Genomic DNA, 26,726 nt, shown 5'->3' with positions numbered 1-26,726 from the left:
AAGTATCGAAGAGAACTTCTTCGTCCTTTAAGTGGACAAAGGGGTTCTTTTGCTGTATTAAGGGGGAAATAATATGACAACTGAACCAATTATTAAGCCATCGAAATTAGAGTCCAGCGTACTGCTGGTCTTAATTGTTCTTATTATAAGCCTGAGTATGATTGTAATTGGAACTGTCCCGCATATTCCAATTCTGGGAAGTATTTTGATGTTATTTACTTTCGGAATTCTGAAAAAGGCTTCGTTTCACGATCTGCAAAAAGGAATGTCATCAGGAGCAGCTTCAGGAATGAACGCAATATTTTTATTTTTCTTCATCGGTATGATCATCAGCGCCTTTATGATCTCAGGCACCATTCCGACACTTATGTACGCAGGTCTAAGCATTGCTGACTGGCCTTATTATTTTGCGATCGTCTTTGTTGTAACAGCACTAATAGGAATCAGCATCGGCAGCTCCTTAACTACTGCAGCTACTCTAGGAGTTGCATTTATAGGAATATCTTCATCACTTGATTTTTCACTCGCACTGACTGCGGGTGCGGTAGTATCCGGGGCCTTTTTTGGCGATAAAATGTCCCCGTTATCCGATACAACGAATTTGGCCTCTTCTGTCGTCGATGTGGATTTGTTCGAGCACATAAGAAATATGGCTTGGACGACTGTTCCCGCCTTTTTGTTATCAATCGTTGGGTATGGGCTGCTGTCTCCTGAAAGAGAAGTACAGCTGCCGCTCGGACAGATTGAACGCATGCAGGAGCTTCTTGCGGAAACCGGCCTGATTCATTGGTATTCTATTCTTCCCATTTTGCTGTTGTTTTTACTTGCTATTAAAAAAGTGCCGGCCTTGTTGTCACTTTCTGCTGCAATTTTAGTTAGTATAAGTATCTCTTTTTTCCATGACAGCGTCTCTGCTGGACAACTGGCCGCGATTTTATTTGATGGTTATGAATCTGCAACCGGAGTGGAGGAAATTGATTCACTTTTAACACGCGGAGGAATTTCATCGATGATGTTTACTGTATCCCTGGTTATTTTGGCATTAGGACTTGGCGGTCTTCTTTTTAAGCTTGGTATTATCCAGACGGTTCTTTCTATGATGGAAAGCGGCTTAAAAAATACTTCTTCTGTCCTTTTATCTGCAGCAGGTGCTGCATTTAGCATAAATGTTGTTATAGGTGAACAGTATTTATCCATCCTGCTTGCAGGGGAGTCTTTTAAAAGGCATGCTGATGAGGTTAAATTAGCCAGAAAAAATCTTTCAAGAGCTCTAGAGGACGCCGGAACCGTCATTAACCCTCTGATTCCTTGGGGGGTGTGCGGGGTTTTCTTAACAAATGTCCTTGAAGTGCCTACGCTGGATTATCTTCCTTATGCATTCTTTTGTTTAATTTGTCCTGTCCTTACAGTGATCTACAGTAAAACCGGCTGGACAATTTCCCCACAAAAATAGTTCGTTTGCAGCTCCCTTTGTTCATAATGGAATGAAGGGAGCTAATTTTGTTTATATTGTGAACGGCAGCGTTAAAGATTGAAGCGCGACACATTTGTCAGTATAGTTAATGGATATAGTATTATAGTTGGACAAGCCTTGCTTTAGTCCAGCGGGAGGAGCGTTACGGTTGAGGTTAAGTCAATTTTCAATAAGAAGACCGGTTTTTACTATCGTCACTATGCTTTTAGTTATTCTACTCGGAACGATATCATTAACAAGAATCCCTATTAAGCTGATCCCGGATATTAACCCGCCGGTAGCAGTTATTGTCACCTCTTACCCCGGAGCAAGTCCTACAGAGGTTTTAGAGAAGGTAACAAAACCAATAGAATCACAGGTTGCTTTATTGCCCGGACTAAAAAATGTTCAGTCAACCTCAGAGGAAGGCTCAAACCTGGTATTTTTGGAGTTTACATTCGCAACGGATATAGATGAAGCAGAGGGAAATATTCAGCAGGCTATCCAGCAGGTAGATCTGCCTGATGATGCCAATACACCCCGCGTGTTAAAGTTTGATCCATCTCAATTCCCCGTGATTCAACTCAGTTTAAGGTCTTCGGATGAAACAACTGACATACGCCAGCTCGCTGAGGAACTTGAGCAGGAGCTGACGCGAACGGAAGGTGTGGCAAGTGTAGACATTTCAAACTCCTTGATGGAGGAAGTAAGAATTCAGCTCGATCAGGAACAATTAGAAGAATACGGTCTTACGCAGGAAGACGTGTTAAATGCCATTCAGGCGAATAATATTTCATTTCCTGGTGATACCGTAGAAACTGAAGGAAAGAGCCTGACAACGAGAATATTAAGCACGCTTACGACCGTAGAGGATATTGAAAATCTGACTATTACGGTCAACCCAGCAGATGGAGAAAATATTGTTGTAAGCGATTTGGCAGAGGTAACGTTCGGTGAGCCTGATTCAGATATCATCACAAGGGCGAATGACGAGCAGGCCGTTTTAATCAGTGTGCTGCAGGAATCAGACGCGAATACAGCCGATGTATCCACTGCTTTTAAAAATGAACTGGACCGACTTCTTGAAGAAGACCGTTATGAATCCATAACAGCAGATGTCCTATTTGATCAGGGCGACTATATTCAGCTGGCAATTAAAAATATAGGGAATGCTCTAATTGTCGGTGGATTATTTGCCATGGTCGTGCTGTTTTTCTTTTTGAGAAACGTAAAAAGTCCGATTATAATCGGTGTAGCCATACCATATTCTGTTATCGTTACATTCGTTTTAATGTTCTTTTCTGATTTCTCCCTAAATATCTTTACCCTCGGGGCATTAGCGCTTGGAATCGGCATGCTGGTCGATAATTCCATCGTAGTGCTTGAAAATATATTCAGGCATTTGTCCATGAAAAAAGACCCGAAGGAAGCAGCCAGGGACGGAGCCAAAGAGGTGGCAAGCGCTATTACTGCTTCCACTCTTACTACTGTAGCTGTTTTTATTCCTGTTGTATTTATTGAAGGGCTCATAGGAGATTTATTCACTGAATTTGCTCTGACCATTTCATTCAGTTTGTTTGCGTCCCTGGTGGTTGCCTTAACGGTAGTGCCGATGCTTGCAAGCAGAATGTTAAAAGAGCCGCCTAAAAATAATGAAGCTGAAAGAAAACAGTCGTCATTTATAAAGGGCTTTGAGCGGACCATAAAATGGTCACTGCGGAAAAGATGGGTTCCTCTTCTCCTTACTCTCCTGCTATTAACTGGAGGAGGGCTTGGTGTGATGCAGGTAGGTACGCAATTTTTACCTGCTACAGATGAAGGATTTTTTAGTGTCCGAGTTTCCACGGAAAATGGAACTTCACTTGAAGAAACTGAAAAAGTGGTTAATGCAGTCGAAGAAGAGCTTAGAAATGAAGAAGCAATTGATGTATATGTAAGTCAGGTAGGCGCCACTCAACAGGGATCCTTTGATGGTTCATCCGATGGCAGCAGAGCTGATATTTCAGTAAAAATGCTTCCATTAGGAGATCGTGATATTTCTGTATTCCAGCTTGTTGAGGATCTTACGCCAGCCCTTGAACGCGCGGCAGCTGATGTTAATGAAACGGCAGAAGTAACAGTAAACCTGCAAACAGCAACCGGCACCTCTCCACAAACCCTGTCTTTTTCTGTAAGGGACTCAAATGAAGCCCGCTTGGAGCAGGCTGTGGAGGAAATACAGGATGCTCTGGTAAAGGTTGATCATATTACAGAAGTTGAAACCGATTTAGAGGATACAGTTGAAGAAGTACAACTGACAATTGACCGGGAAAGTGCTCAGGAATATGGATTTGTTCCAGCTCAGATTGCACAATCTGTTAATAATGTGACAAGAGGCGCATTTGCGACTCAGATCATCTCAGAGGATTCACAGGTTTACAGTGTATTCGTGCAATATGAAGAGGAGATTGCCAATACCCTTGATGGATTAAGGTCCTTATCGCTAAGAGCACCGAGCGGCCAATTTGTGGAGCTTCAGGAGATTGCTGATATTGAAATTTCAGAAGGGCCTGTGTCGCTGCAGCGTATTGATCAGCAATCAGCGGTTGGCTTTACAGCAGGGTATTCCTCAGGGACAAACTTAGGAGCCATTTCAGCAGAGGTTGACGCAGCAATTGATGAGTTGAATCTTGCAGATGAAACGGAAATTGTCTTTGGAGGAGACCGGGAGCTATTAGAGGATTCTATGAACGATATGCTCCTTGCAGTGGTCCTTGCGATTGTATTAGTTTACTTTGTCATGGCGGCTCAATTTGAATCCTTCAAATATCCATTTGTCATTATGTTTACAGTTCCATTGATGATTATAGGGGTTGCCGTCGCATTATTTGTTACTCAAACACCTGTCAGTGTGACAGCTATTATCGGGCTGCTTGTTCTTTCAGGAATTGTGGTGAATAACGGTATCGTGCTGGTTGACTATATAAATCAGCGAAAGCAGGAGGGCATGAAGAGCTATGAAGCAATTGTGACCTCAGTTAGAGACAGAGTGCGTCCGATATTAATGACTGCACTTACCACGATACTCGGTCTTCTTCCGCTTGCCCTTGGAATAGGGGAAGGAACAGAGATTAATCAGCCTATGGCCATTACAGTTATCGGAGGATTAATCAGCTCCACCTTCCTGACCCTCTATATTGTTCCGATCGTTTACAGCTTTTTAGATCCGGAAACTAGAAAAATGAACCGGAAAAAGAAGCAGGCAGTAAAAGAAACCTCATAAATAAAGGAAGGGTTCAGCCAAAAATGGTTGAACCCTTCTTTTATAGATTTTAGTATAATAAACAAAAAGAGAGGCGGGAGAAAATGAAAAAGGGGTATTTTGTTACAGGATTTCCGGGGTTCCTAAGCGAGCAGCTACTGAAATTATGGCTAAATGATAACGAGGATAAGCATATTTATTTATTGGTTTTGCCTTCCATGGTGACAAAAGCCGGCAAGAAGATGGAAGAACTGAAAAGTGCTGCACACAATAATTCAACCATACAAATGATTGAAGGTGACATTACAAAAGAAAACCTAGGGTTGCCCGGTCCTACTTTATCATATTTAACAGATAAAATTACATATGTTTGGCATCTTGCAGCCATTTATGACCTGGCTGTTGATCGATCAATCGCATTTAAGGTAAACGTAACAGGCACCTATCATCTGAATGAATGGATTCAGAAGTTAACCGGACTTAAAAGATACGTTTATTTCAGCACTGCTTATGTAGCCGGAAAACGGGAAGGGGTGTTAAAGGCAGATGAGCTGGTGAGACCAAGGGAATTTCATAATTTTTACGAGGAAACTAAATATGAAGCTGAAGTTCTGGTGGAAAGTCTGAAAAACAAGCTTCCTGTGACCATTATCAGGCCGTCAATTGTAAAAGGAACCGTTACCGGGGGAGAAACCTCAAAATTTGACGGAGCATATTATATGATGAATATTATTGATAATTTAAAGCTGAGCCCTGTTATCCCGTACATTGGAAAAAGCTCAGCAAGATTAAATATTGTCCCTTCAGATTATGTAGTCAGAGCGGCAAATTGGCTGGGGCATTCCGATTCAGGTGAGGGGAAAACGTATCATATAACAGATCCTAATCCCTATCCTTCAAGAGAACTGTTCAGGTTTGTTATGCTTGCTCAGATTGGCAGAAAGCCTGTCTTTACGATTCCCGCATCCTTTGCCGAAAAGCTGCTTTCATTTTCCCAGGCAAGAAAGCTTTTGAAAGTGGAAAAGCAGGCGGTAACGTACTTTAATTGGCATGGACGCTTTGATCAAACGGATACAGAAAAGGATCTGGCAGGATCACAGATTTCATGTCCGGATTTTCTGGACGGAATCGGCCCAATGGTGCGTTTTTATGAGCAAAATAAAAGGAATAAAGCGCTTCATCCACCTGTCGTCTAATGAAGAAATTTAAGAAGAAAAATAACTGTACAAATTTTACTGTGGTGGTATAATAAATTGAAATTAAATATTTCTTTGACGTTCAGTCAAAGGGGAGTAGCTATAGTCACGCACGCTTGTGACTAATTACTGGTCGTCATTACATGGATACTTGTCCATCGGCCTTAATGGCATATAAAAATGCTTAGCAAGACCTTTGCCTTTTATTAGGCAGAGGTCTTTTTTGTTTTTCTGCATAATGCCCCCCGATTATTGGCGACAATGAAATAAAGGAGGAAATAAAATGGATGCAGCTTTATTATTGGAATATGGCTGGGTATTGCTCATTCTTGTTGGATTAGAAGGAATATTGGCAGCTGATAATGCAGTTGTAATGGCGGTTATGGTTAAACATTTACCTCCTGAACAACGAAAAAAAGCATTGTTTTACGGATTGTTTGGTGCATTTATATTCAGATTCGCTTCCCTGTTCCTGATTGCTGTCTTAATTGACGTGTGGCAGGTGCAGGCACTCGGGGCTCTTTATTTGCTGTATATCTCAATCAGTCATATTGTTAAACAGGTACGCTCTTCTAAGGACCGGCTGGAGAACGTAGAAAAAGCAGAAGAAGAAGTAAAAGGTTCAGGCTTTTGGATGACTGTTTTAAAGGTGGAAATTGCAGATATTGCATTTGCTATAGATTCAATGCTTGCAGCGGTGGCGCTTGCCCTGACACTGCCAGCTGTTGGAGCTTTTCAAATCGGTGGAATTGACGGAGCGCAATTCATTGTCATTTTCCTTGGTGGACTGATCGGACTAATTATTATGAGATTTGCTGCTCACTGGTTCGTCCGTCTTCTTGGCAAATACCCGCTGCTTGAAACAACCGCTTTCTTGATTGTCGGATGGGTAGGCGTTAAATTGGCCGTTCTGACACTTGGGCATCCGGGTGTTCAGATTATTGACCCGCACTTTCCACACTCTACTACCTGGAAGTTAATTTTCTGGAGCGTGCTGGTTATTATCGCAGTAGGAGGCTATATTATTGCGAAAAAAAGGGGAGCCCAGGAATCCGGTCATCCTTCAATATAATTTACCTTGAAGACACCTTCTGAATTCAGAGGGTGTTTTTTTCATCCTCTACGTACTTATAAATGTGGGATGCAGCGTATTACTTTGTGAGAATAATAGATCTTCCTTTCAATCCGGAGTGAATATATGTACAATTCAACCATGAAGATAGTTGAATTGAGGTGTGGCTAGTGATGCCATTATCATATAAATTTATTAAAAAGTCCGGTGTTAATACATTGGAAGATAAAGTACTGGCTATTCAAAATGGCAACGAGCAGCTTTTGACTGATGTCATAAATGCCTATAAGCCTTTTATTAAAAAAACAGTATCCTCTGTTTGTAAAAGATACATATACGAGCAGGACGAAGAATACAGCATTGGTTTGCTGGCTTTTCATGAAGCTATTATGAAATATGAGGAGTGCAAGGGAGCTTCCCTTTTAGCTTTTTCGGAGGTGGTTATTACTCGCAAGGTAATCGATTTTATTCGAAAAAGCCAGCGCAATCAATCAGATCCTTATCACTTTTCACCTGCAGTGCAGGATGAAGATTCATATTCATCGAAGATTGAGACCGTTAAAGCAATGCACAATTATCAGGATAATGAACTTGCGATTGAACGAAAGAATGAAATTGTATTTTATACTACGCTTCTAAAACAATACGGTCTTTCATTTGAAGAAGTTGTAAAACATTCACCAAAGCATGAAGATGCGAGGGAAAATGCAATAAATGTCGCTAATATAGTAGCAGAAAACCCTGAATGGCTCAGTTATTTAAAAAAGAAAAAACGTCTGCCATTAAAAGAAATAGAACAAAAGGTTTTGCTGAGCAGAAAAACATTGGAACGCAATCGTAAATATATCATTGCGATCGTTCTACTTTTAGATGGGGATTTTGAAAGTCTTCAGCAGTATATGAAGGAGCGGTTCACCTATGAAAAAAGGTATAGTAATGCAGATTGAAAAAAAGCATATTGTGGTGCTTACGAGAGAAGGTGAGTTTCTTCATCTTCAAAAGCCCTCCTTTCCTGTGCAAATTGGGGAAGAAGTTAAATCTGGGGATATATCTATACGCAAAAGCCATAAAAAATGGGTTTCCTCCATTGCTTTAGCTGCTGTCTTAATGCTTTCATTTTTTCTTCTAACTCCTTTCTTTGAAAAGCAAACCTATGCCTATTTGGCTGTCGATATAAATCCGAGTTTTCAATTTGAAATCGGCCCCGATGGAGAGGTTCTTCAGTTAACAGAGCTGAATGAAGATGCCATAGGGCTCGCAGATGATGTTGACTGGGAAAATCAGACGCTTGAGGATACAGTAAGCCAAATTATTAGTGAAACCAGGGAAAAGGGATTTTTAAATTCTGCAGAGCAAACGGTTATAGTCTCCTCGGTTTATACAGAGCATGCATCAAAAGATTATATCGATTCGTTTAATGCTGACCTGAAAAAATGGGTATTAAAAGCAAAGAATAATCTGCATCTTGATAAAATCTCACTTCAGAACGGAACGATTGATGACTATGAAAATGCTGTAAATGAAGGAATATCCTTTGGGCGGTACATAGAGCAAAAAAATAATAATCATGATCTGAAAAATGAAATAAAAGATAATAATGAGCCTTCCGAACCTGAATTAGAAGGGGAAAGTGAAGAAAATAGTGAGACTGAGAATAAAGAAAGAGATCCGGAAGCAGAATTAGAAAAAGATACAAAAACAGAGGGAAGTCCTGATGAAAGTAGTATTGTTCCTGCACAACGAGAAAATAAACCGGTAAAAAAAGAAAACTCACATGATTCAACTCCGGTCACACCGGAAGAGAAAAACAAAACTGGCGAAGAAAAAAAGAGTAATCAATCTGAGAAAGACACCAAAAAAAGTCCCGTGGAATCTAAGCAGGAAAAACCATATGAAAATAAAAAGGATGATACAACGAAGCAGGATAAACCTAAACCAGATGACCAAAAGCACGACCAAAAAAGTGAAAATATTCATACTGATTCCCAGGATGAAAAATTGGAAACCCAAAGTAATAACGGAAGCGACGGAAATAATGGATCAAATGGAAACAACCGCAGTAACGGAAGCAATGGGGATAGAGGTAACAATGGAAACAGCGGAAACAACGGAAACAGCGGAAACAACGGAAACAACGGAAACAGCGGAAACAGCGGAAACAACGGAAACAACGGAAACAACGGAAACAACGGAAACAACGATAATAACGGCAACAATCGAAACAACGGAAACAACGGTCATGATGATGATCAGTAAACTGCAAATTATTTATACTTAAAAAGATTAGTGAAAAAGCTAATCTTTTTTAAATGACCTTAAAGCAGCTTGACAGAGGTCTAAAAAAAGCCATTTCTTTTATCCCGGAAATCGGCTAAGCTATATCAATAGACTATGGTTTTTGAAAGGATATAGTTATGTGGTCAAAATTTAAATTTAGAATTCGGATGTTAAAGCCGGCCCAGCTGATTGTACTATATTATTTTATTGCAATCAGCCTTTCATTTATTTTATTAAGGCTCCCTGGAGTGCATCAAAACGAAGAATATATTCCTGTCATTGATTCCTTATTTACGGCTGTTAGTGCGGTAAGTGTCACAGGATTAACGGTTATAAGCATCTCTGAGGTCTATACCACTTTTGGCATCGTTATGATTATGCTTATCCTTCAGCTTGGCGGAATTGGAATCATGTCGCTTGGTACCTTTGTATGGCTTCTCGTAGGTAAGAAAATAGGACTTAGAGAAAGACAGCTCATTATGATCGACCATAACCAGTATAATTTATCCGGAGTTGTAAAGCTGATTATTGATATTATCAAAATCCTCCTTTTAATTGAAGCTGTGGGAGCCCTGCTTCTTGCAGTTTATTTTACCCAGTTTTATGAAACATTTAGTGAAGCGCTGCTGCATGGGGTCTTTGCTTCTGTATCTGCAACTACAAATGGAGGATTTGATATTACCGGACAGTCTATGCTGCCTTATGCTGATGACTATTTTGTACAATCCATAACGATCCTGCTGATTATTCTTGGCGCAATTGGTTTTCCTGTGTTAATTGAATTAAAACAGTTTTTATCAAATAAAGATGGTGCTTTCCGTTTTTCGTTATTTACGAAGCTTACAACCATCACTTTTGGTATACTGCTGGCAGTTGGAACGTTAATGATTTTTCTTATGGAATTTAACAACCGCTTTGAAGGTGTATCCTGGCACAAGGCTTTATTTTATTCGTTGTTTCAATCAACATCAACCCGCTCAGGAGGTTTGGTTACCCTCGATGTAAGTTCATTTACAGAACCCACCCAGCTTGTGTTAAGCCTTTTAATGTTTATTGGAGCTTCACCAAGCTCAGTCGGAGGCGGGATCAGAACGACTACGCTTGCGATCGCTGTCTTATTTCTCATTCACTTTTCCAAAGGGAATAATCAGATACAGGTGTTTGGAAGAGAAATTCATTTAATTGATGTTTTCCGTTCCTATGTGGTCATTATCCTGGCTGCACTCATGTCGATGGCGTCTATTATTACGATTATGATGCTTGATTCGCATGATCTAATGGCTGTGGTTTTTGAAGTAACCTCCGCATTTGGAACCTCGGGGATGTCAATGGGTATAACACCGGAGCTTTCAACGCCAAGCAAATTCATTATTATGATGCTGATGTTCATCGGACGAGTGGGACTGATCTCCTTCTTATTCATGATAGGGGGCAACAATAAAAAAGCTAAATACCATTATCCGAAAGAAAGAGTTATTATCGGTTAATAGGGTGTGCTTAAACCAATATAAAACGCCTGAGGCAATTATGCTCCAGGCGTTTTTTTAGGCTGTGAATTCAAATAATACCGGCTTTCCGTCTTTTGGGTTGTAATAAGCCATAAGAAAAGAGGGGGAGCACTTGCCGTCCTCTTCTGCCACGAGGCTTTTTTCTAAAATGGTGTGCTTATGCAAATCCTTCTGATGCAGATTAAGCTCGGCAAAACCGGCTCCTGCAATCGACGGGTCAGCAAGCAGTTTTTGATAAATTTCTTTATACGTATCCTTATCTTTTGTTTCCCACCAAAGTTTTCTTGGCTTAAATTTCTGATTTAGTAAATAGTCTTTTTTCATTAAGGACTCTACAATGTCCAGGTGCGGCACCTGATGCGCTATCAGGAAGGAGTGAAGCCGCTTGAACAGGTCTTCAAGCTGATGCCCAATTCTTGCCCAGCCCTGCTGCTCCCAATAAGTGCCAAAGGCCTGGAAAAAATCAAATGGGGTGTCGAAACATTTCTCTGTCAAATAATCTACCGTCAGATCCATTCGGTGATCGTTCCAGTATTTTTCAAGCACATCCTCTACATGCTTTATACGGACTATGTCTTCAAACGAGAGCAGGTTGTTTCCTACTATTTCGTACGGAGCATGATCCATGTAAATATAATCATGTTTCGCTGCATTAATTCGTAATCCGGTGCCTCTGAGCATTTTTAAGAACCCAAGCTGAAGCTCTTCCGGACGCATTTCGAATACATCATTAAACGTTTTACGGAAGGAGGTGTAATCTTCCTGAGGCAGACCTGCAATTAAGTCAAGATGCTGATCGATTTTTTGGCCATTTTTCACCATGGTCACAGTGCGTTTTAGTTTTTCCCAGTTCTGTTTTCTCATAACCAGTTCGTTCGTTTCATCGTTCGTTGACTGAACACCTATTTCAAACCTGAATAACCCTTTTGGTGCATGGTCATTTAAATATTGAATGACCTCAGGCCTCATAATATCTGCTGTAATTTCAAACTGAAAAACGGTGCCCGGCAGATGCTCGGAAATGAGAAATTCAAACATCTCCATTGCATAGCTTCTGCTGATATTGAAGGTCCTGTCTACAAACTTAATTATTTTGGCCCCGTTCTCCATCAAGTAACGTATTTCTTCTTTTATGGCTTCCCGGTCAAAATAACGAACGCCTACTTCAATGGATGACAGGCAAAACTGGCAGCGGAAGGGGCAGCCTCTGCTAGTTTCAATATATACGATGCGCTTTGACAGATTTTTTTTATCTTCTTCAAAGCGGAAAGGGGAGGGCAGTGTCCGCAAGTCCAGCTTGTTGGTTTGCGGATGTATCACTGGTTTTTGCTCATTCTGATAGGCAATCCCGTTTACCTCTTCAATCGGCAGCTGGCCCGATAAAGCTGTTAAAAGCTGCTTAAACGTTTCTTCTCCTTCACCTACTACGATAAAGTCAACATTGGTTAAACGATTCAGCCAGTAAGGAACATCATAAGAGACTTCGGGCCCACCTAAAATAATTTTTGTGTCCGGTGAAATTTTTTTAAAGAGATCTATGACTTTTATTGTCTCTTCTATATTCCATATATAACAGCTGAACCCCAGAATATCAGGTTTTTTTGCAAATAAATCAGCAACAATATTCATTTCGGGATCTTTAATCGTATATTCACTAAGTTCAATGGAAAATTCCGGTTCAGCATACGACTTTAGGCATCGAATAGCTAGGTTCGTATGAATAAACTTTGCATTAAGCGTTGATAAAACAACATTCATTTATAAAACTCCTTCATTAAGGCTATCTTTTTTATTTTACATGAGGGATACTTAAGACACAACTGAATTAAAAAAACAGGAAACAGTCCCGATTAAGAAAAAATAAAGATCACGCAAAGCGTATTAAAGACCTGATAGGATTCTTCTGAATAATGTGTAAAAATTAGAAAAGTAGTTTCCTTCTTTCTTATTAAATGTTAAAATTGGGAAAAGAAAAACAGCCCGAATTGGACTGTTTTGTACGAGAGGGTATTTTTAATCAAAGTTTTTTTAAACGGTTTGCTTTTAACTCAATTAACGGCTGAGCAACAGCTGTAATCCAGTTGGTTGAAAGGATGATTGTTAATACCCATGATGCAGCCATTATCAGCACGAGGGAAACATAAGGATGAATAACAATATCTATCAGATTTTCCCTGAAAAGCTGAATAATAAAGCCGTGGAGCAGATAAACATAGAGCGTATTTTTACCCCATTTAGTATAAAAATATTTTTTGTCTGGCACAAGGGAGAAAAACGAAGCGACAAGCCAAACATTAATCGCATAAATGGTCATTCGAATAAATGGGCTGATCTCAACTGCCGCTCCAATGTTTTCATAGGAATGAGAGCCAAGAAGCCATTGTGTGCTCCAATTTGGTAGGAGCATCATGAACAGCAAAACCACGGTTAAAGAAAAAAAGGCTGCTAACCGAAATGGTTTTCTTTTTAATGCATAAATATGATTTCTTTTTGCATAGTATCCTAAAAGAAAGAATGGAAAAAAGACAAATGTTCTGGAGATACTTAAAATTTGCGAAAAATCATTTACGAATCCGATTAAGAGCCCCAACGCAATACTGAGTGGCAGGGCTGTTTTCCAGGATAACTTCAAAACATCCACGAATAAAATCAAAAGCAGACTCCAGAAAAACATACTTACTAAAAACCACAAAGACCATTGGGGATTAAAAGGGTCGACCACCAAGGATTGTTCGTTCCTCAAGAAATAATAGTAAATAGTATAAATGGTTTGAAAAATCAAATATGGTATGATCAGCTTTTTAACTAACTTCCGGATGTGGCCTTTTTCGTGAATACCCTTGGCAAAATAACCTGCAACAAGTATAAAAGCAGGCATATGGAAAAAGTAAATTGTCTTGTAAAGTGAAAGAAGTAAAGGGTCTTCAGCAATATAAGGCTGGATTGCATGACCAAATACTACTAAAAATATTAATATGAATTTAGCATTATCAAAGAAATAATCCCTTTTAGACATAATACACCTACTTTTCTGATTAGATCTTACCAAAGCTATTACCCATTTTATCAGGAATCGAACCTGGTTGTAGCAAACGGGTTTGAATGTGTTTTAACTGTAAAAATGCTTACATATGGAAGTTGAGGTGATGACTTTGCAACAATTTGGAAAGCTTCAGGAAAATTGGTCCATAAAAGATACTCTTCAGCCGTTTGTAATGGAGGAAGTAACACTCCAGATTCTAATGAATATGAGCGAAGGAGTTATCTTGTTTAATGACAAAGGAAAAATCCTGCTATATAACTCAACTGCAAATCATTATCTGCAAATAGACACACCATCACATATGATCCAATCCATAACAGACTTAATGCCGGGAGAAGACCATGCCGGGTTTTACCGGAAGCTATTATCTCTTCTTAAAGTTAAAAAAATGACCGATCACTTTATCTTCCAGGTAGATGATCAAAAGAGACTTAGCTGCACCTGTGATCTGGTACTGATTGAAGGTGGCTCTGTTGTTCTGTTAATCATCCGTGAATTCAAAGAACTACTTGAAGATTCTTTAAATTTAACTGGAATGATCGAACAGGTTTTTACAAAATCTCTTCATGGCCTTCTGCTATCCGATGCATCTGGTAATATCATTAAAATGAACGAGCAGGCTGGCCAATTTTTGTCAATGAATTTACCTTCTGAAAATGTTCATCTTAACATTTTTAAGGAAAATGAGAGCACCTTAACAATGAATAAGGATTTTCAAGAAAAATTATCTCCCTACTTGAAGCAGGAGCATGTGCAGGCAACTATATGCAAGTTTAAGGATCAGTTCTATGAAGTAGTAACAGAACCAAATATAGCAGAGGGTTACTCCTTGACTGTCATGCGAGATGTTACTGAAATGGTTAAAATGATGGAGCAGTTAAATAAGCACGATACTTTAAAGATCGTCGGGCAGCTTGCTGCAGGTATAGCCCACGAAATACGCAACCCAATGACTGCCTTAAAAGGTTTTATTCAGCTGCTTGAATCCAGTGTGAAAGAAGATCACAGCATGTACTTTTCCGTCATCATGTCTGAGCTTCAGCGAATCGAGACCATTATGACCGAATTTCTCATGCTTGCAAAACCAAAAGCAAGCGCTTTAGAATATATCAGCCTGCCAAGTATTATAAAAGAAACGGCAGATCTAATGCAAGCCCAAGCTACATTATACGACATCGAACTCACCGTTGAATGCTGCGATCAGGGAGCCAGGCTATTTGGTGATGCCAATCGGTTAAAACAGGTGTTTATTAATCTGATTAAAAACTCGATTGAAGCCACATCTGATGGCGGTAAAATAACGTTACGCTATCATTCTGATTCAAGTGCACAGCATATTACTGTAAAAGACTCAGGCTGCGGTATTTCTGAAGAACAGCTTGAAAAAATAAACCAGCCCTTCTACACGACAAAAGAAAATGGAACAGGACTGGGGTTAGTGGTAAGCTTAAAGATAGTAGAAGAGCATGGAGGAAGGGTAGAGGTCAGCAGTCAAAAAGGGCTTGGCACCACATTCCATTTGCTTTTTCCTAATAAAGAAGGTGAAGAAAATGTATCAGAAAACAGTTAATAGTCCACTTGGAAATCTTAACATTATCACCGATGAGGAAGTGCTTCTTAAAATCGTCTTTGAAGAAGACAATGGCAACTGGACCAATGATTTCCATCCGCTTCTTGTAAAGGCTGAGAGACAGCTGAATGAATACTTTTCAGGTAAAAGAAAAACCTTTGATCTGCCAATAGCATATGAAGGAACAATTTTTCAAAAAGAAGTATGGACTGCTTTAAAAGACATTCCTTATGGAACGACATTGTCGTATCAGGAACTCGCAGGAAACATAAAACGGGTGCGGGCTGTTAGAGCTGTTGGGCAGGCAAATAGAAGAAACCCTCTGCCTATCATCATCCCTTGTCATAGGGTAGTAGGGAAAAATGGCTCCATGACCGGCTATGCAGGCTCTCAAACTGATAAAAAAGAAATCTTATTAAATCTTGAAAAACAATTTATGTAAACATTAGTCCTGAGAATGAGATGGAAATCTCTTAATCAGGGCTTTTTTGATTTGACAGAACTAATCTAATTTGATATAAATCTAATTAGATAAATATAAAAGGAGTGAAGAGATGCAGCTGGAAAAACAAATCGCTTTTTTAAAAGCACTTGGTGATCCAACACGGATGAAAATTGTTCATCTGTTATCGGGCTCCACCCTCCACGGTCAGGCGATCGCAGGAAAACTCGGCTTAACACCGCCTACCATTTCACACCACTTAACAAAGCTTAAAGAAAGCGGCGTAATTATATCGAGAAGAAATAAAAATACTATCTATTTTGAGCTCAATAAAAAGATGGTCAAGCAGCATTTAATGAGCATACTTTCCCTAATAGAGCAGGAGGAGCGTGAGGAAGTGGAGGAAAAAGAAAAGATATTAGGTAATTTTATTGATCAAAATGGGCGGTTGAAGACGATTCCTTCTCAAAGAAAAAAGAAGCTGATCGTACTCGAATATTTTGCTGCAAAATTAGAGCTGGGGAGAAAATATGAGGAAAAAGAAATTAATGAGTTTATAAAACAGTTTCATGAAGATTTTGCTACGATCAGAAGAGAATTCATAAATCACCAATTTATGTACCGGGATCAGGGGATCTATGAACTAAATCCTCGGGAGATGTGGTTAAATTAACGTATTTCATGAAACAGGCTCCCTGCCAAGCAAAAGGGAGCCTGTGTTTCTCCTAGGAATAAAAGGAGGTTCTACGGTCTTGAAAAACAGGAATTCTTGAACGTATTTCTTTAACGCGGGCTATATCAATTGTGGCAGTAACCATCTCTTCCTGAGTAGTGCCCTGAGCAAGTGTTTCTCCCCATGGATCAATGATGATAGAGTTGCCGCCAAAAGCATTATTCGGATCAGCGCCAATTCTGTTGCAGGCAAAGACATAGCTTTGATTTTCTATCGCTCTTGCTTTTAAAAGAGTCAGCCAATGATCGACTCTGGCCTCAGGCCATTCTGCAACGACTACGATTGCTTCAGCTCCTTCAAGAACCGGCTTTCTGATCCATTCAGGAAAGCGAATATCATAGCAGATGAATCCTCCAAAATGGATTCCCTCCAATAGAAAGGATGGGCTGTCCTCCCCAGGGGATAAATATTTATGTTCATCCATCAGCTTAAATAGGTGAAGCTTGCTGTACTGATGAACCAGATCCCCGTTTCGATCAACGACAATCATGGTATTATAGACAGAGTCACCTTTTTTATTAGCAACAGAACCTCCAATAATATTAACATTGTAGGTTTTGGCAAGCTCCTGGAGAAACTGGATCGACTCCTGTGCGTTTTCATCACCTATATCATCAAGCCTGGTGAGATCATACCCGGTGCTCCACAGCTCCGGTAGAATAATAAGGTCATAGCTATCATCAGCCGCCTTTAAAAACTGATCTTTTACATATTCTCTATTAGCCATAGGCTCGCCAAATTTAATATCAATTTGCAATAAGCCGATTTTCATATTATTACCTCCAGGTTTTAAAAGATTCTTTACAACCTTTTTTTTTCGTTATACCATGTGTTACAACTATTTGAAAGGAAAGTGTAGGTGTTTTGATGAAAAAGTTTGAAAAATCAGTTCGTTTAACTCAATTACCAGAGCAATTTTTTGCATCGCTTGCTAAAAAAGTAACAGAAAGAGTAATAGAAGGACACGACGTTATTAATCTTGGACAGGGAAATCCTGATCTCCCAACTCCTGATCATATCGTACAAAGACTGAAAAAAGCAGCTGAAAATCCGGTTAATCACAAATATTCTCCATTTAGAGGGATGGACTACCTGAAAAGAGCAGTCGCATCCTTTTACAAAAGAGAATACGATGTCGATATTAACCCGGAAACGGAGGTTTCCATTCTGCTGGGAGGAAAAGCAGGACTTGTTGAAATCCCGCAGTGTCTTGCGAATCCGGGGGATATCGTGTTAGTGCCGGACCCGGGCTATCCCGATTATTGGTCTGGTGTCTCACTGGCTGAAGCGGAAATGCATATGATGCCACTCCTTGAGGAAAACAATTATTTGCCGGACTACAGCAAAATCCCGGAGGAAACGGCACAAAAAGCAAAGGTAATGTTTTTAAATTACCCCAACAATCCTACCGGCGGAGTGGCTGATGAATCATTCTTTAAGAAAACGATTGAATTTGCAGATAAATATGATATCTGTATTGTACATGATTTCGCCTATGGCTCTATAGGCTTCGACGGAGTTAAGCCAACAAGCTTTCTTCAAGCTGATCGAGCAAAGGCAAATGGAATTGAAATTTATACGCTGTCAAAAACATTTAATATGGCAGGGTGGCGCATAGGATTTGCTGTAGGAAATGCTTCCGTTATTGAAGGACTTGACCTTCTTCAGGATCATTTGCATGTCAGTTTGTTCGGAGGAATCCAGGAGGCGGCTGAGGAAGCGCTGATTGCTTCATATGATGCTGCGGTTGAGCTGAAGGATACATATGAGAAAAGAAGAAATGTGCTGGTTGAAGAGCTGCAGGCAATAGGGTGGGATGTAAAGGCTCCTAAAGGCTCGTTTTTTGCCTGGTTTAAGGTGCCTGAAGGATTTACATCGACTTCTTTCTCAGACTACCTTTTGGAACATGCCAATGTAGTCATGGCTCCCGGGATCGGATTTGGCAAGTATGGGGAAGGGTATGTACGCGTAGGCATGCTTACAACAGAAGAGAGAATAAGAGAAGCTGCTCAGCGGATTAAAAAGCTGAATCTGTTTTAAATTTAATTTCTTATGTAAGCATGTAAGTAATCAGTGAAATAAGTGTTTCGTTAAACACACCTTCCCGTAATATTTAAATTTTGAAGAATAAACTCATCCTTACAAGTTGATTGGAATGGAAGGGGCTGACTCCTGCGGGAAGAAGCGGGAGCTTGAGATCCACTTGCGCAGCAAGTTAGCTCAAGCCCCGCCCCGCGGAAAGCATGCCCCTGCAATAAAAATCAACACGCTATTAAAAATGGTATTCACACATAGCATACTAATTACAAATCCTGAGTGTTTCGTTAAGCATATCCTCCTTTTAAATTAAAGGAGAAAATCAAAATATATAACTGTTAAAATATGAGATGTATTTGACTTCCTTTTATCCCAATCGCTATACTATTCAGTAGAGGAAAACGAAAAAGGACTGAGTAATATGACAAAATCCACGGATCATGAACAATCACTAAAATTATTTATCGTACTCTCAAGAGCCTATAAGGCAATGAATGAAATGAGTAATCGGTTTATTCAGGAGCAGGGGCTGAATCCCACTGAATTCGCTGTACTTGAATTGCTTTATCATAAGGGCAAGCAGCCGCTTCAGAAAATCGGAGGAAAAATCCTTCTAGCAAGCGGCAGCATCACTTACGTAGTAGATAAGCTTGAGAAAAAAGGATACATAAAACGCATTGCCTCTCCGGACGACAGAAGAGTTACCTACGCTGAAACCACAGAGAAAGGCAATGAGTTCATGGCGAGTATTTTTCCTAACCATGAAAAAAATCTTCATGACATGATGGCTGTATTAACTTCCGAGGAACAGAAGCAGGCTATTGAACTATTAAAGAAACTCGGTTTGTCGATAAGAGATCTTTCCTATTAATAATATTTTACGCTGTACCCATTTTAGGGACAGCTTTTTTTTTGAGGAATGATTTTGAAAAAGTAAATTAAATTAAAAAAGAGGAAATATGCTTTTTGAAGAGAATTACAAGTGGATGGGAATTATACGCAAACCAGGGGGAGTCATTGATGAAAACATTTGAGCACTATACATATAATCGGCCGATCTTTAAGGAAGAAAAAGAACGCTTTAATAGTCTGTTAGATAACTTTAAACATGCAGCCACAGTTGAGGAACAAACAGAAGCGATTAACGAAATTAATAAGTTTCGAAATCATATATCAACCCAGTTTAACCTTGCTTATATTAGAGCCTCAATTGATACCAATGATGAGTATTATCAAAAGGAACGGGATTATTTCGATGAAGTAGAGCCTCAGTTGACTGAACTGGTGAACGAGTATTATAAGGCGCTTTTACAATCTCCATGGCGTTCAGAGCTTGAAAAGAAATGGGGAAAACAGCTTTTTGGACTTGCTGATAAATCAATTAAAGCATCTTCTCCGGAAGTGATTTCGCTGCTTCAAAAAGAAAACAAGCTGACCTCTGAATATTCAAAGCTGGTTGCTTCAGCTGAAGTGGAGTTTAACGGAGAAAAGCTTACGCTCGCCCAGCTTTATCCCTATTCAGAATCAACAGACAGAGATATCCGCAAGAAAGCTACTTTTGCTAATTATGATTTCTTCAAAGGCCATGAGGAGAAATTTGATAATCTTTACGACCAGCTTGTGAAGGTTCGTCATGAAATCGCAGTTTCCCTCGGCTACAAAAATTTCGTGGAATTAGGGTACGTTAGAATGCACCGCTTGGATTACGATGCAAAAATGGTAAAGAACTTCCGGGACCAGGTACGTGATTTTATCGTGCCGCTTGCTGCCAAGCTTCGCAAGCGCCAGGCAGAAAGAATTGGAGTAGAGGATCTCATGTTTTGGGATGAGCCGCTTTCTTTTTTAACTGGCAATGCTATACCTAAAGGATCTCCAGAATGGATTATTGACAACGGTAGAACAATGTATGAAGAATTATCACCTGAAACTCATGAGTTTTTTTCCTATATGACTGACCGAAAGCTTATGGACCTTGAAGCGAAAAAAGGAAAAGAAGCGGGGGGCTATTGTACCTTTATAGAAGATTATCAGTCCCCTTTTATTTTCTCGAATTTTAATGGGACCTCTGGTGATATTGATGTGTTGACCCATGAAGCTGGACATGCCTTTCAGGTATTTTCAAGTCGTCACATCGAAGTCCCCGAATATTTATGGCCGACACATGAGGGTGCAGAAATTCATTCGATGAGTATGGAGTTTTTTACATGGCCATGGATGGAGAAGTTTTTCGAAGAACAGACAGAAAAATATAAGTTCGCACACCTAAGCAGCGGCATTTTATTTCTTCCTTATGGGGTTGCTGTTGATGAATTTCAGCATGTGATTTATGAAAATCCTCAAATGACTCCGGCTGAAAGAAAATCAGCGTGGAAAAAGATCGAGGAAATTTATCTTCCACACCGAAAATATGGTGGTCATTCTTATTTGGAAGCGGGGGGAGTATGGCAGCGCCAAGGTCATATTTATGAAGTCCCATTTTACTATATTGACTATACACTTGCTCAAATCTGTGCATTTCAATTTTGGAAGCGTTCAAGAGAAGACTTTCAGAAAGCCTGGGATGATTATCTTCACCTATGTAAAGTAGGTGGATCAAAGTCATTTACTGAACTAGTAAAAGAAGCAAATCTCATTTCTCCTTTTGAGGATGGATGTGTTGAATTTGTGATCGGTTCAATAGAAGAATGGCTTAATTCTGTTGAAGATGGTTCATTATAAAAAAAGAAGGTATTTGTCTTAAGACAAATACCTTCTTTACTTTTTATGCTTTTTTAATGACGATGTGGTCATTTTCAACTATAGCTTTTACCGATTTTATTTCAGGATAATCAAACATAAAGTCGGTAAGCCCGTCTTCAATATGCTCCTGAATGGCTCTTCTTAGCGGGCGTGCACCAAAGGAAGGGTGGTAGCCTAATTCAGCGAGCTTCGCTTTTACCTCATGTGTAACCTCTAAGCTCATTTCCTGTTCAGAAATAGAAACGGCCATTTCATTAATCATTAGATCAACAATACGCAGCAAGTCTTCTTTTGCAAGTGCTGAAAATTCAATAATGCTGTCAAAACGGTTAAGGAACTCCGGTTTAAAGAAGTCGCTCAATGAATCAAGAAGATTGGCTTCATTTAAGGCTTCGTTGGAACCAAAGCCAACTGCTTGTTTTTTCATGCCAACTCCTGCGTTACTTGTCATTATGATCACGGTGTCCTTAAAATTAACCGTGCGGCCCTGACTGTCGGTTAAACGGCCGTCCTCCATAATTTGAAGGAACATATGAAGAACGTCAGGATGGGCTTTTTCAATCTCATCAAGCAAGATGATGCTGTAAGGTGAACGTCTTACTTTTTCGGTCAGCTGACCGGCTTCATCGTGTCCAACGTATCCTGGAGGGGAACCGATTAATTTAGCTACGCTATGTTTTTCCATATACTCACTCATATCAAGACGAATCATATGATCTTTAGATCCAAATAGCTCTGAAGCGAGTGTTTTTGAAAGCTCTGTTTTACCTACACCCGTAGGTCCAACAAATAAGAAGGATCCGGTAGGGCGGTTTTTAGATTTAAGGCCGGCTCTGCTGCGGCGCACCGCTTTAGCCACTTTTCTTACAGCTTCTTTTTGTCCGATAACCCTATCATTCAGGCTTGACTCAAGACGCTGCATTTTCAGCTGCTCATCTTCTTCAAGCTTACCGATTGGAATACCGGTTTTTTGTTCAATAAGCTGCTGAATAATTTCTTTGGTAACAACCGGTCTAACTAATGATTCTTCGTTATTCAGCTGTTTTTCAAGCTGTTCTTCTTCATCACGAAGCTGTGCAGCAAGCTCATAATTTTCTTTTTCAAGTGCATCTTTTTTCTCTTTATTAATTTCTTTAAGGCGCAGGTTAATGGAATCTTTATCTTCAATATCGATTGTCAGATTTAGCTTAGAACCAGCTTCATCCAAAAGGTCAATTGCTTTATCCGGAAGGAAACGGTCCTGAATGTACCGATGTGAAAGCGTAACTGCTGCTTGGAGTGCTTCATCACTGTATCCGACCTCATGGAAGTTTTCATAATGAGAAGCAAGACCGTTTAAGATAGTTTGAGCTTCTTCCACAGAAGGTTCATTTACCTGTATCGGTTGGAATCTCCGTTCAAGTGCTGCGTCTTTTTCAATTTTGCGGTATTCCTTTAAAGTCGTTGCGCCTACAAGCTGCAATTCACCGCGTGCTAGTGCCGGTTTTAAGATATTACCTGCATCCATGGAGCCTTCTGCAGAACCTGCTCCTACGATCTGATGAATTTCGTCTATAAAGAGAATAACGTTTTTACGTGATTGTAATTCGGAAATTAGCTGCTTCATCCGTTCTTCAAATTGACCGCGTATTCCTGTGTTAGAAACGAGTGATGCAACGTCAAGAAGGATCACTTCTTTAGATTTAAGCTTAGCCGGTACTTTACCTTCAGAAATCCGCGTAGCTAAACCTTCAGCCACGGCTGTTTTACCGACTCCAGGCTCCCCGATTAGAACAGGGTTATTTTTATTACGGCGATTTAATACTTCAATCATCCGGTCAATTTCTTTATCCCGGCCAATTACCGGATCAATAAGACCGGCTTTTGAAAGATGTGAAATATTGCGGCCGTATTGTTCTAAAAGCCCTTCCTGCTGTTTGGGACGTACTGATTTATTGGCAGAAGAAGCTTTCCCCTGATTAAATGAAGAAAGAAAATCATCAAGCGGTGATTCATTATTCGGTTTGCTTGATCCATTCATGGCAGAATGAAGCTTTGCTCTTTCTTCTCTATAGCAGGCGGAGCACAAGTTGAAATCCTGCTGTTGACTATTTATTTGTAGACGTAGCTGAACATTCGCTTGATTCGATTGGCATTTTTCACAAATCATTGTAACTCCTCCTTAGAATCATTATTATTTATTAAATGTTTTGTCATTGTATAAGATCAGTCCCAGACTGTCTAATAATATGTTTGTTTGACTATTATTGACCTTATATACATAGTATAATTTGACCTTTTTTGACTTTCAAGTATTTTGCTTATTATTACTACCCATTATTTTATGAGATTCTCTTTTCTTACCCGAATGAGAAGCAGCCAAACAAAAAAAGCTCTGCACGTTTAATGCAAAGCTTTATAAGTTTTTATACTATTCAATTGTTTCAGCCATCTTAAGAAATGCATCGGTTGAGCCAAAGTCTTTTGTTATCGTTATGGAAATGGCCATTACTTTATTGTTCTTTTCAAAGTAAAAAGAAAGTGTTTCTTCAGAATCAGAGGACGATTGGTAGCCTGCAGTATTGTCTGGAAAAGAATATTCTTCAGAGGGCTCCCATGCTTCCGGTATTTCTGAAGAGGAAGCTTCAGCGTAAGAATAAGCCAGGCTGTCAAGCTCTTCCTCCTCTGCTGTATCAGCAGGGTAAGATTGTATTTGCATCATCTGTGAAGCATCCTGATCATATACGATCTGATCAGTTCCCAGCTCAGAACCAGTAAAGGTAAAGCCGTCAATTACATAAAGACTATAATTATTTTCTCTGCTTTCTTGAAGAAAAGCTGTTTTTTCTATTTCTTCACCGTGAAGCTCAAATTGCACTAACTGCTCGAGCAGCCTGATTATGGAATCTTCCTCTATTTCCTGCCCGGCATCTTCTGTTTCTTCCTGTTGCCCGTTTTCTTCCTGATTTTCAGAACCCCTATCAGCGCTGCTTTGATTGTCTGTTCCGCAGGCGGTTAAACAAAGCAGCAGGAGAACAGCTGCAATATGAAACAGGTGATGTTTTATCATCTAATCCCTCCAATATAAATAGCTTAGTTACTGGATTAGACGGCTAACTGCATCGTTGGTTTCATTATTACAGAAAAGCGAAACTGAAAAATAGGAAGTCGAATGTCAGGTGAGAAAGAATGACCATTGGCACACTGCGTTTCCATGCATACAGAATACCCCAGAAAACAGAACCGAAAAATGCTGCTGCAACCCATATCCATTCTCCTGAATAATAAAAGACTGAACCGGCAAGGAGGGCAGTTATAAGAATTGTCACTGCTTGAGAAAAATGCTTATGAAGGATTCTTTGAACAAACCCTCTCCAAAATATTTCTTCTGCGGGTATGATAATGAGAATTAATAAAAGCCATTTCCACGTATTATCCGGATGCAGCTGATTAAACAGGGAATCCGCTGACCGGTCTAAATTTCCAGGTAATATAGAAAGAAGCTGATAGCCTAAAAAGAATAAGCCGTACAAGACAATTCCGGATACAATGCCCGCCAGAAAATAACGGCGTTGAGGGAGTGGCTCATCAAGTCCTGATTTTGTAATGCTCAGAGCAATCATCACTAGAGCAGTACCGGAATACAAATACCAGAATATATTTTTATCAAAAAAAGTTATGAACATTAAAAGCTGAATGATCAGCATACTAGTGATCAGCCACCAAAGTTGTTTATTCAAAATGGAAACCTCCTATAAGTCTGAAGCCATCAGGTAATCTCAAGAACGTGAAAGCATAAGGTCCATTCTATCAAAAATAGATAAAATTATATAGTGTAAATAGTATTGTAATGCATAGTACCTCTAAATAGTAGAAGTTACTTTACTTGTTGCGTGTAAAACGAACGATTATAGTGTAAATAAATAGATATTTAGAGGAGGTTTTTATTTTGGAATCACAAGAAATTGAGAGCCTTTTAAGTAAGCTCAGAAGCGGGGATATTACCCGGCTGGAGGTCGCTAAGGAGGATTTTTTAGCCTTTCGGGAACAGTTAGTGAATGCAGAAGATTTTAAGCATTTTCGCGGAATTGCACAGCGTAATGGCGGCGTTACATACGAATACCTGGAAAAGCCAAGAAGCTAAGGAGCTGATTAGTTTGAATGAACCAAGAATAGTAATTGTAACCGGAGCAGCAATGGGTATCGGGCTTTCCATTTCAAAAGCTTTCCTATCTAAAGGCGACCATGTTTATTTGGTTGACAGAGAGGAAAAAGAGCTTTCAGAGCAGGTACACCGGCTTAAAGAAGAAGGCTATACCGCCTTTGGAAAAACCTGTGATGTAGGGAGGCTTGAAAGTGTTTCTGAACTGATTGAAGGGGTGATACAGCAATCCGGCAAAATTGATGTCTTAATCAATAATGCGGGGATGTCCGCTTTTAAGTCTATTTGGGAGGTCACAGAAAGTGATTGGCTTGAGATATTAAACAGCAATCTTTCAAGTGTTTTTTACTGCTCCAGAGAAGCAGCCAGGCATATGAATGGAGGTGCCATTGTCAACCTCTGTTCAACGCGTGCGTTTATGTCAGAAGAAAACACCGAGGCATATTCCGCTTCTAAAGGAGGGATCCATGCCTTAACCCATGCACTGGCGGTATCCTTAAGTGAGAAAAATATTAATGTAAATGCAATAAGCCCCGGTTGGATTGCAACAGAAAATTATGAGGATTTAAGAGATGTCGACCATAGTCAGCATCTTTCTAACAGAGTAGGAAAGCCTGAGGACATTGCCCGGGCATGCCTTTTCCTTACCGATCCGGAGAATTCATTTATTACAGGAGGAAACCTGGTCATTGATGGCGGGATGACAAGAAAAATGATTTATAAACATTAAATTGAAGGATTAGTTTTAAAATAAAGCAGATTTAGCAATAGACATGATGAAAAATAATGAATTATTTTTAACAATTGCTTCAAAATTTTCCTGCGGCATGTCATGTCTTATAGCAAAATCGTTGTGATTCAAGGGTTTACATGCTATTCTTAAATCTTAGAAAGATAAATTAAAATTCATCGTATTAAACAAACAATATTATTTTATTGACGGAGTGTATCTTATTCGTTAATTTAATATGGTGATGTTTAAATACAAGATAAAAGGAGAAGATTTATCATGGCACAAAAGCAGTTTACAGTAAAAGCAGAAACAGGAATCCACGCACGTCCGGCAACCATTTTAGTTCAAACAGCAAGCAAGTTTGACTCAGATGTTCAATTGGAGTACAAAGGCAAAAAAGTAAATCTTAAATCAATCATGGGCGTTATGTCTCTTGGCGTAGGTAAAGATGCAGAAATCGTTATCCATGCTGATGGCAGTGACGAGCAGGAAGCAATTAATAGCCTTGAAGAAACTTTGAAAAACGAAGGTTTGGCGTAAA

The 26,726-nt window shown here is 39.6% G+C and carries 22 protein-coding genes; 16 read left to right on the top strand and 6 right to left on the bottom strand.

The features are described from left to right. The first annotated feature begins 73 nt into the window (after positions 1 to 73). From nhaC to C4B60_RS02395, 7 genes are all read left to right on the top strand, one after another. On the top strand, positions 74 to 1,453 hold the full coding sequence (nhaC, locus tag C4B60_RS02425; RefSeq protein ID WP_104056375.1) for a Na+/H+ antiporter NhaC: 1,380 nt from the start codon (positions 74 to 76) through the stop codon (positions 1,451 to 1,453). Between the two features lie 169 nt (positions 1,454 to 1,622). Then, complete coding sequence (locus C4B60_RS02420; protein ID WP_104056373.1) at positions 1,623 to 4,715, top strand: efflux RND transporter permease subunit; 3,093 nt, start codon at positions 1,623 to 1,625, stop codon at positions 4,713 to 4,715. 83 nt (positions 4,716 to 4,798) lie between these two features. Further along, complete coding sequence (locus C4B60_RS02415) at positions 4,799 to 5,890, top strand: SDR family oxidoreductase (protein WP_104056371.1); 1,092 nt, start codon at positions 4,799 to 4,801, stop codon at positions 5,888 to 5,890. A gap of 283 nt (positions 5,891 to 6,173) precedes the next feature. Further along, entirely contained in the window at positions 6,174 to 6,962 is a 789-nt protein-coding gene (locus C4B60_RS02410; protein WP_104056369.1) for a TerC family protein, read from the top strand. A 173-nt stretch (positions 6,963 to 7,135) separates the two neighbouring features. Further along, positions 7,136 to 7,909 (top strand): RNA polymerase sigma-I factor, encoded by a 774-nt coding sequence (sigI, locus tag C4B60_RS02405; RefSeq protein ID WP_104056367.1) that lies wholly within the window; start codon positions 7,136 to 7,138, stop codon positions 7,907 to 7,909. Beyond that, the gene (locus tag C4B60_RS02400; protein WP_104056365.1) at positions 7,881 to 9,218 is read left to right on the top strand and encodes an anti-sigma factor domain-containing protein; all 1,338 of its coding nucleotides are present in this window, start codon (positions 7,881 to 7,883) and stop codon (positions 9,216 to 9,218) included. The genes sigI and C4B60_RS02400 overlap by 29 nt, the downstream gene beginning before the upstream one ends. Positions 9,219 to 9,376: 158 nt before the next feature. Beyond that, positions 9,377 to 10,726, top strand: coding sequence for a TrkH family potassium uptake protein (locus C4B60_RS02395; RefSeq protein WP_104056364.1), 1,350 nt, complete (start codon positions 9,377 to 9,379; stop codon positions 10,724 to 10,726). Between the two features lie 57 nt (positions 10,727 to 10,783). Here C4B60_RS02395 and C4B60_RS02390 read toward each other — a convergent pair whose 3' ends face one another. Together C4B60_RS02390 and C4B60_RS02385 are read right to left on the bottom strand one after the other, a co-directional pair. After that, the gene (locus C4B60_RS02390) at positions 10,784 to 12,505 is read right to left on the bottom strand and encodes a B12-binding domain-containing radical SAM protein (protein WP_104056361.1); all 1,722 of its coding nucleotides are present in this window, start codon (positions 12,503 to 12,505) and stop codon (positions 10,784 to 10,786) included. Between the two features lie 259 nt (positions 12,506 to 12,764). Next, complete coding sequence (locus C4B60_RS02385) at positions 12,765 to 13,763, bottom strand: acyltransferase family protein (RefSeq protein ID WP_104056359.1); 999 nt, start codon at positions 13,761 to 13,763, stop codon at positions 12,765 to 12,767. Between the two features lie 130 nt (positions 13,764 to 13,893). Between C4B60_RS02385 and C4B60_RS02380 the strand changes: the two genes are divergently transcribed. The 3 genes from C4B60_RS02380 to C4B60_RS02370 all read left to right on the top strand — a co-directional run bounded on the left by C4B60_RS02380 (position 13,894) and on the right by C4B60_RS02370 (position 16,475). Further along, entirely contained in the window at positions 13,894 to 15,360 is a 1,467-nt protein-coding gene (locus tag C4B60_RS02380; RefSeq protein WP_167578553.1) for an ATP-binding protein, read from the top strand. Then, on the top strand, positions 15,341 to 15,802 hold the full coding sequence (locus C4B60_RS02375; protein ID WP_104056355.1) for a methylated-DNA--[protein]-cysteine S-methyltransferase: 462 nt from the start codon (positions 15,341 to 15,343) through the stop codon (positions 15,800 to 15,802). The genes C4B60_RS02380 and C4B60_RS02375 overlap by 20 nt, the downstream gene beginning before the upstream one ends. 112 nt (positions 15,803 to 15,914) lie before the next feature. Next, the gene (locus C4B60_RS02370) at positions 15,915 to 16,475 is read left to right on the top strand and encodes a DUF2087 domain-containing protein (protein ID WP_104056353.1); all 561 of its coding nucleotides are present in this window, start codon (positions 15,915 to 15,917) and stop codon (positions 16,473 to 16,475) included. Positions 16,476 to 16,527: 52 nt separating this feature from the next. On the opposite strand, the gene C4B60_RS02365 is transcribed toward C4B60_RS02370, so the two are convergent. Then, positions 16,528 to 17,307: a carbon-nitrogen family hydrolase gene (locus C4B60_RS02365; protein ID WP_104056351.1), complete on the bottom strand. Its 780-nt coding sequence runs from the start codon at positions 17,305 to 17,307 to the stop codon at positions 16,528 to 16,530. A gap of 95 nt (positions 17,308 to 17,402) precedes the next feature. On the opposite strand from C4B60_RS02365, the gene C4B60_RS02360 reads away from it, so the two are divergent. The 3 genes from C4B60_RS02360 (at position 17,403) to C4B60_RS02350 (ending at position 21,290) form a co-directional block, all read left to right on the top strand. Next, on the top strand, positions 17,403 to 18,575 hold the full coding sequence (locus C4B60_RS02360) for a pyridoxal phosphate-dependent aminotransferase (RefSeq protein WP_104056349.1): 1,173 nt from the start codon (positions 17,403 to 17,405) through the stop codon (positions 18,573 to 18,575). A gap of 418 nt (positions 18,576 to 18,993) precedes the next feature. Then, positions 18,994 to 19,443 carry a MarR family winged helix-turn-helix transcriptional regulator gene (locus C4B60_RS02355; protein ID WP_104056347.1) on the top strand — a complete coding sequence of 150 codons (450 nt, stop codon included), beginning with the start codon at positions 18,994 to 18,996 and terminating at the stop codon, positions 19,441 to 19,443. Between the two features lie 149 nt (positions 19,444 to 19,592). Further along, positions 19,593 to 21,290, top strand: a complete 1,698-nt coding sequence (locus C4B60_RS02350) for a M3 family oligoendopeptidase (RefSeq protein WP_104056344.1) — start codon at positions 19,593 to 19,595, stop codon at positions 21,288 to 21,290. 43 nt (positions 21,291 to 21,333) lie between these two features. Here C4B60_RS02350 and C4B60_RS02345 read toward each other — a convergent pair whose 3' ends face one another. From C4B60_RS02345 to C4B60_RS02335, 3 genes are all read right to left on the bottom strand, one after another. Beyond that, positions 21,334 to 23,460: an ATP-dependent Clp protease ATP-binding subunit gene (locus tag C4B60_RS02345; RefSeq protein ID WP_104056342.1), complete on the bottom strand. Its 2,127-nt coding sequence runs from the start codon at positions 23,458 to 23,460 to the stop codon at positions 21,334 to 21,336. Between the two features lie 261 nt (positions 23,461 to 23,721). After that, the gene (locus C4B60_RS02340) at positions 23,722 to 24,360 is read right to left on the bottom strand and encodes a DcrB/PsbP domain-containing protein (protein ID WP_104056340.1); all 639 of its coding nucleotides are present in this window, start codon (positions 24,358 to 24,360) and stop codon (positions 23,722 to 23,724) included. A gap of 67 nt (positions 24,361 to 24,427) precedes the next feature. After that, entirely contained in the window at positions 24,428 to 25,030 is a 603-nt protein-coding gene (locus C4B60_RS02335) for a CPBP family intramembrane glutamic endopeptidase (protein ID WP_104056337.1), read from the bottom strand. A gap of 209 nt (positions 25,031 to 25,239) precedes the next feature. On the opposite strand from C4B60_RS02335, the gene C4B60_RS02330 reads away from it, so the two are divergent. From C4B60_RS02330 to C4B60_RS02320, 3 genes are all read left to right on the top strand, one after another. Then, positions 25,240 to 25,434: a hypothetical protein gene (locus tag C4B60_RS02330; protein WP_104056335.1), complete on the top strand. Its 195-nt coding sequence runs from the start codon at positions 25,240 to 25,242 to the stop codon at positions 25,432 to 25,434. Between the two features lie 13 nt (positions 25,435 to 25,447). Continuing rightward, complete coding sequence (locus C4B60_RS02325; protein WP_104056333.1) at positions 25,448 to 26,182, top strand: SDR family NAD(P)-dependent oxidoreductase; 735 nt, start codon at positions 25,448 to 25,450, stop codon at positions 26,180 to 26,182. A 279-nt stretch (positions 26,183 to 26,461) separates the two neighbouring features. Beyond that, positions 26,462 to 26,725 (top strand): phosphocarrier protein HPr, encoded by a 264-nt coding sequence (locus tag C4B60_RS02320; RefSeq protein ID WP_104056331.1) that lies wholly within the window; start codon positions 26,462 to 26,464, stop codon positions 26,723 to 26,725. Position 26,726: the final 1 nt, after the last annotated feature.

Origin of the sequence: Jeotgalibacillus proteolyticus, from assembly GCF_002926065.1 — a bacterium.
GTDB classification, from domain to species: Bacteria; Bacillota; Bacilli; order Bacillales; family Jeotgalibacillaceae; genus Jeotgalibacillus; species Jeotgalibacillus proteolyticus.
This window is presented reverse-complemented; position numbering and strand designations above follow the sequence as displayed.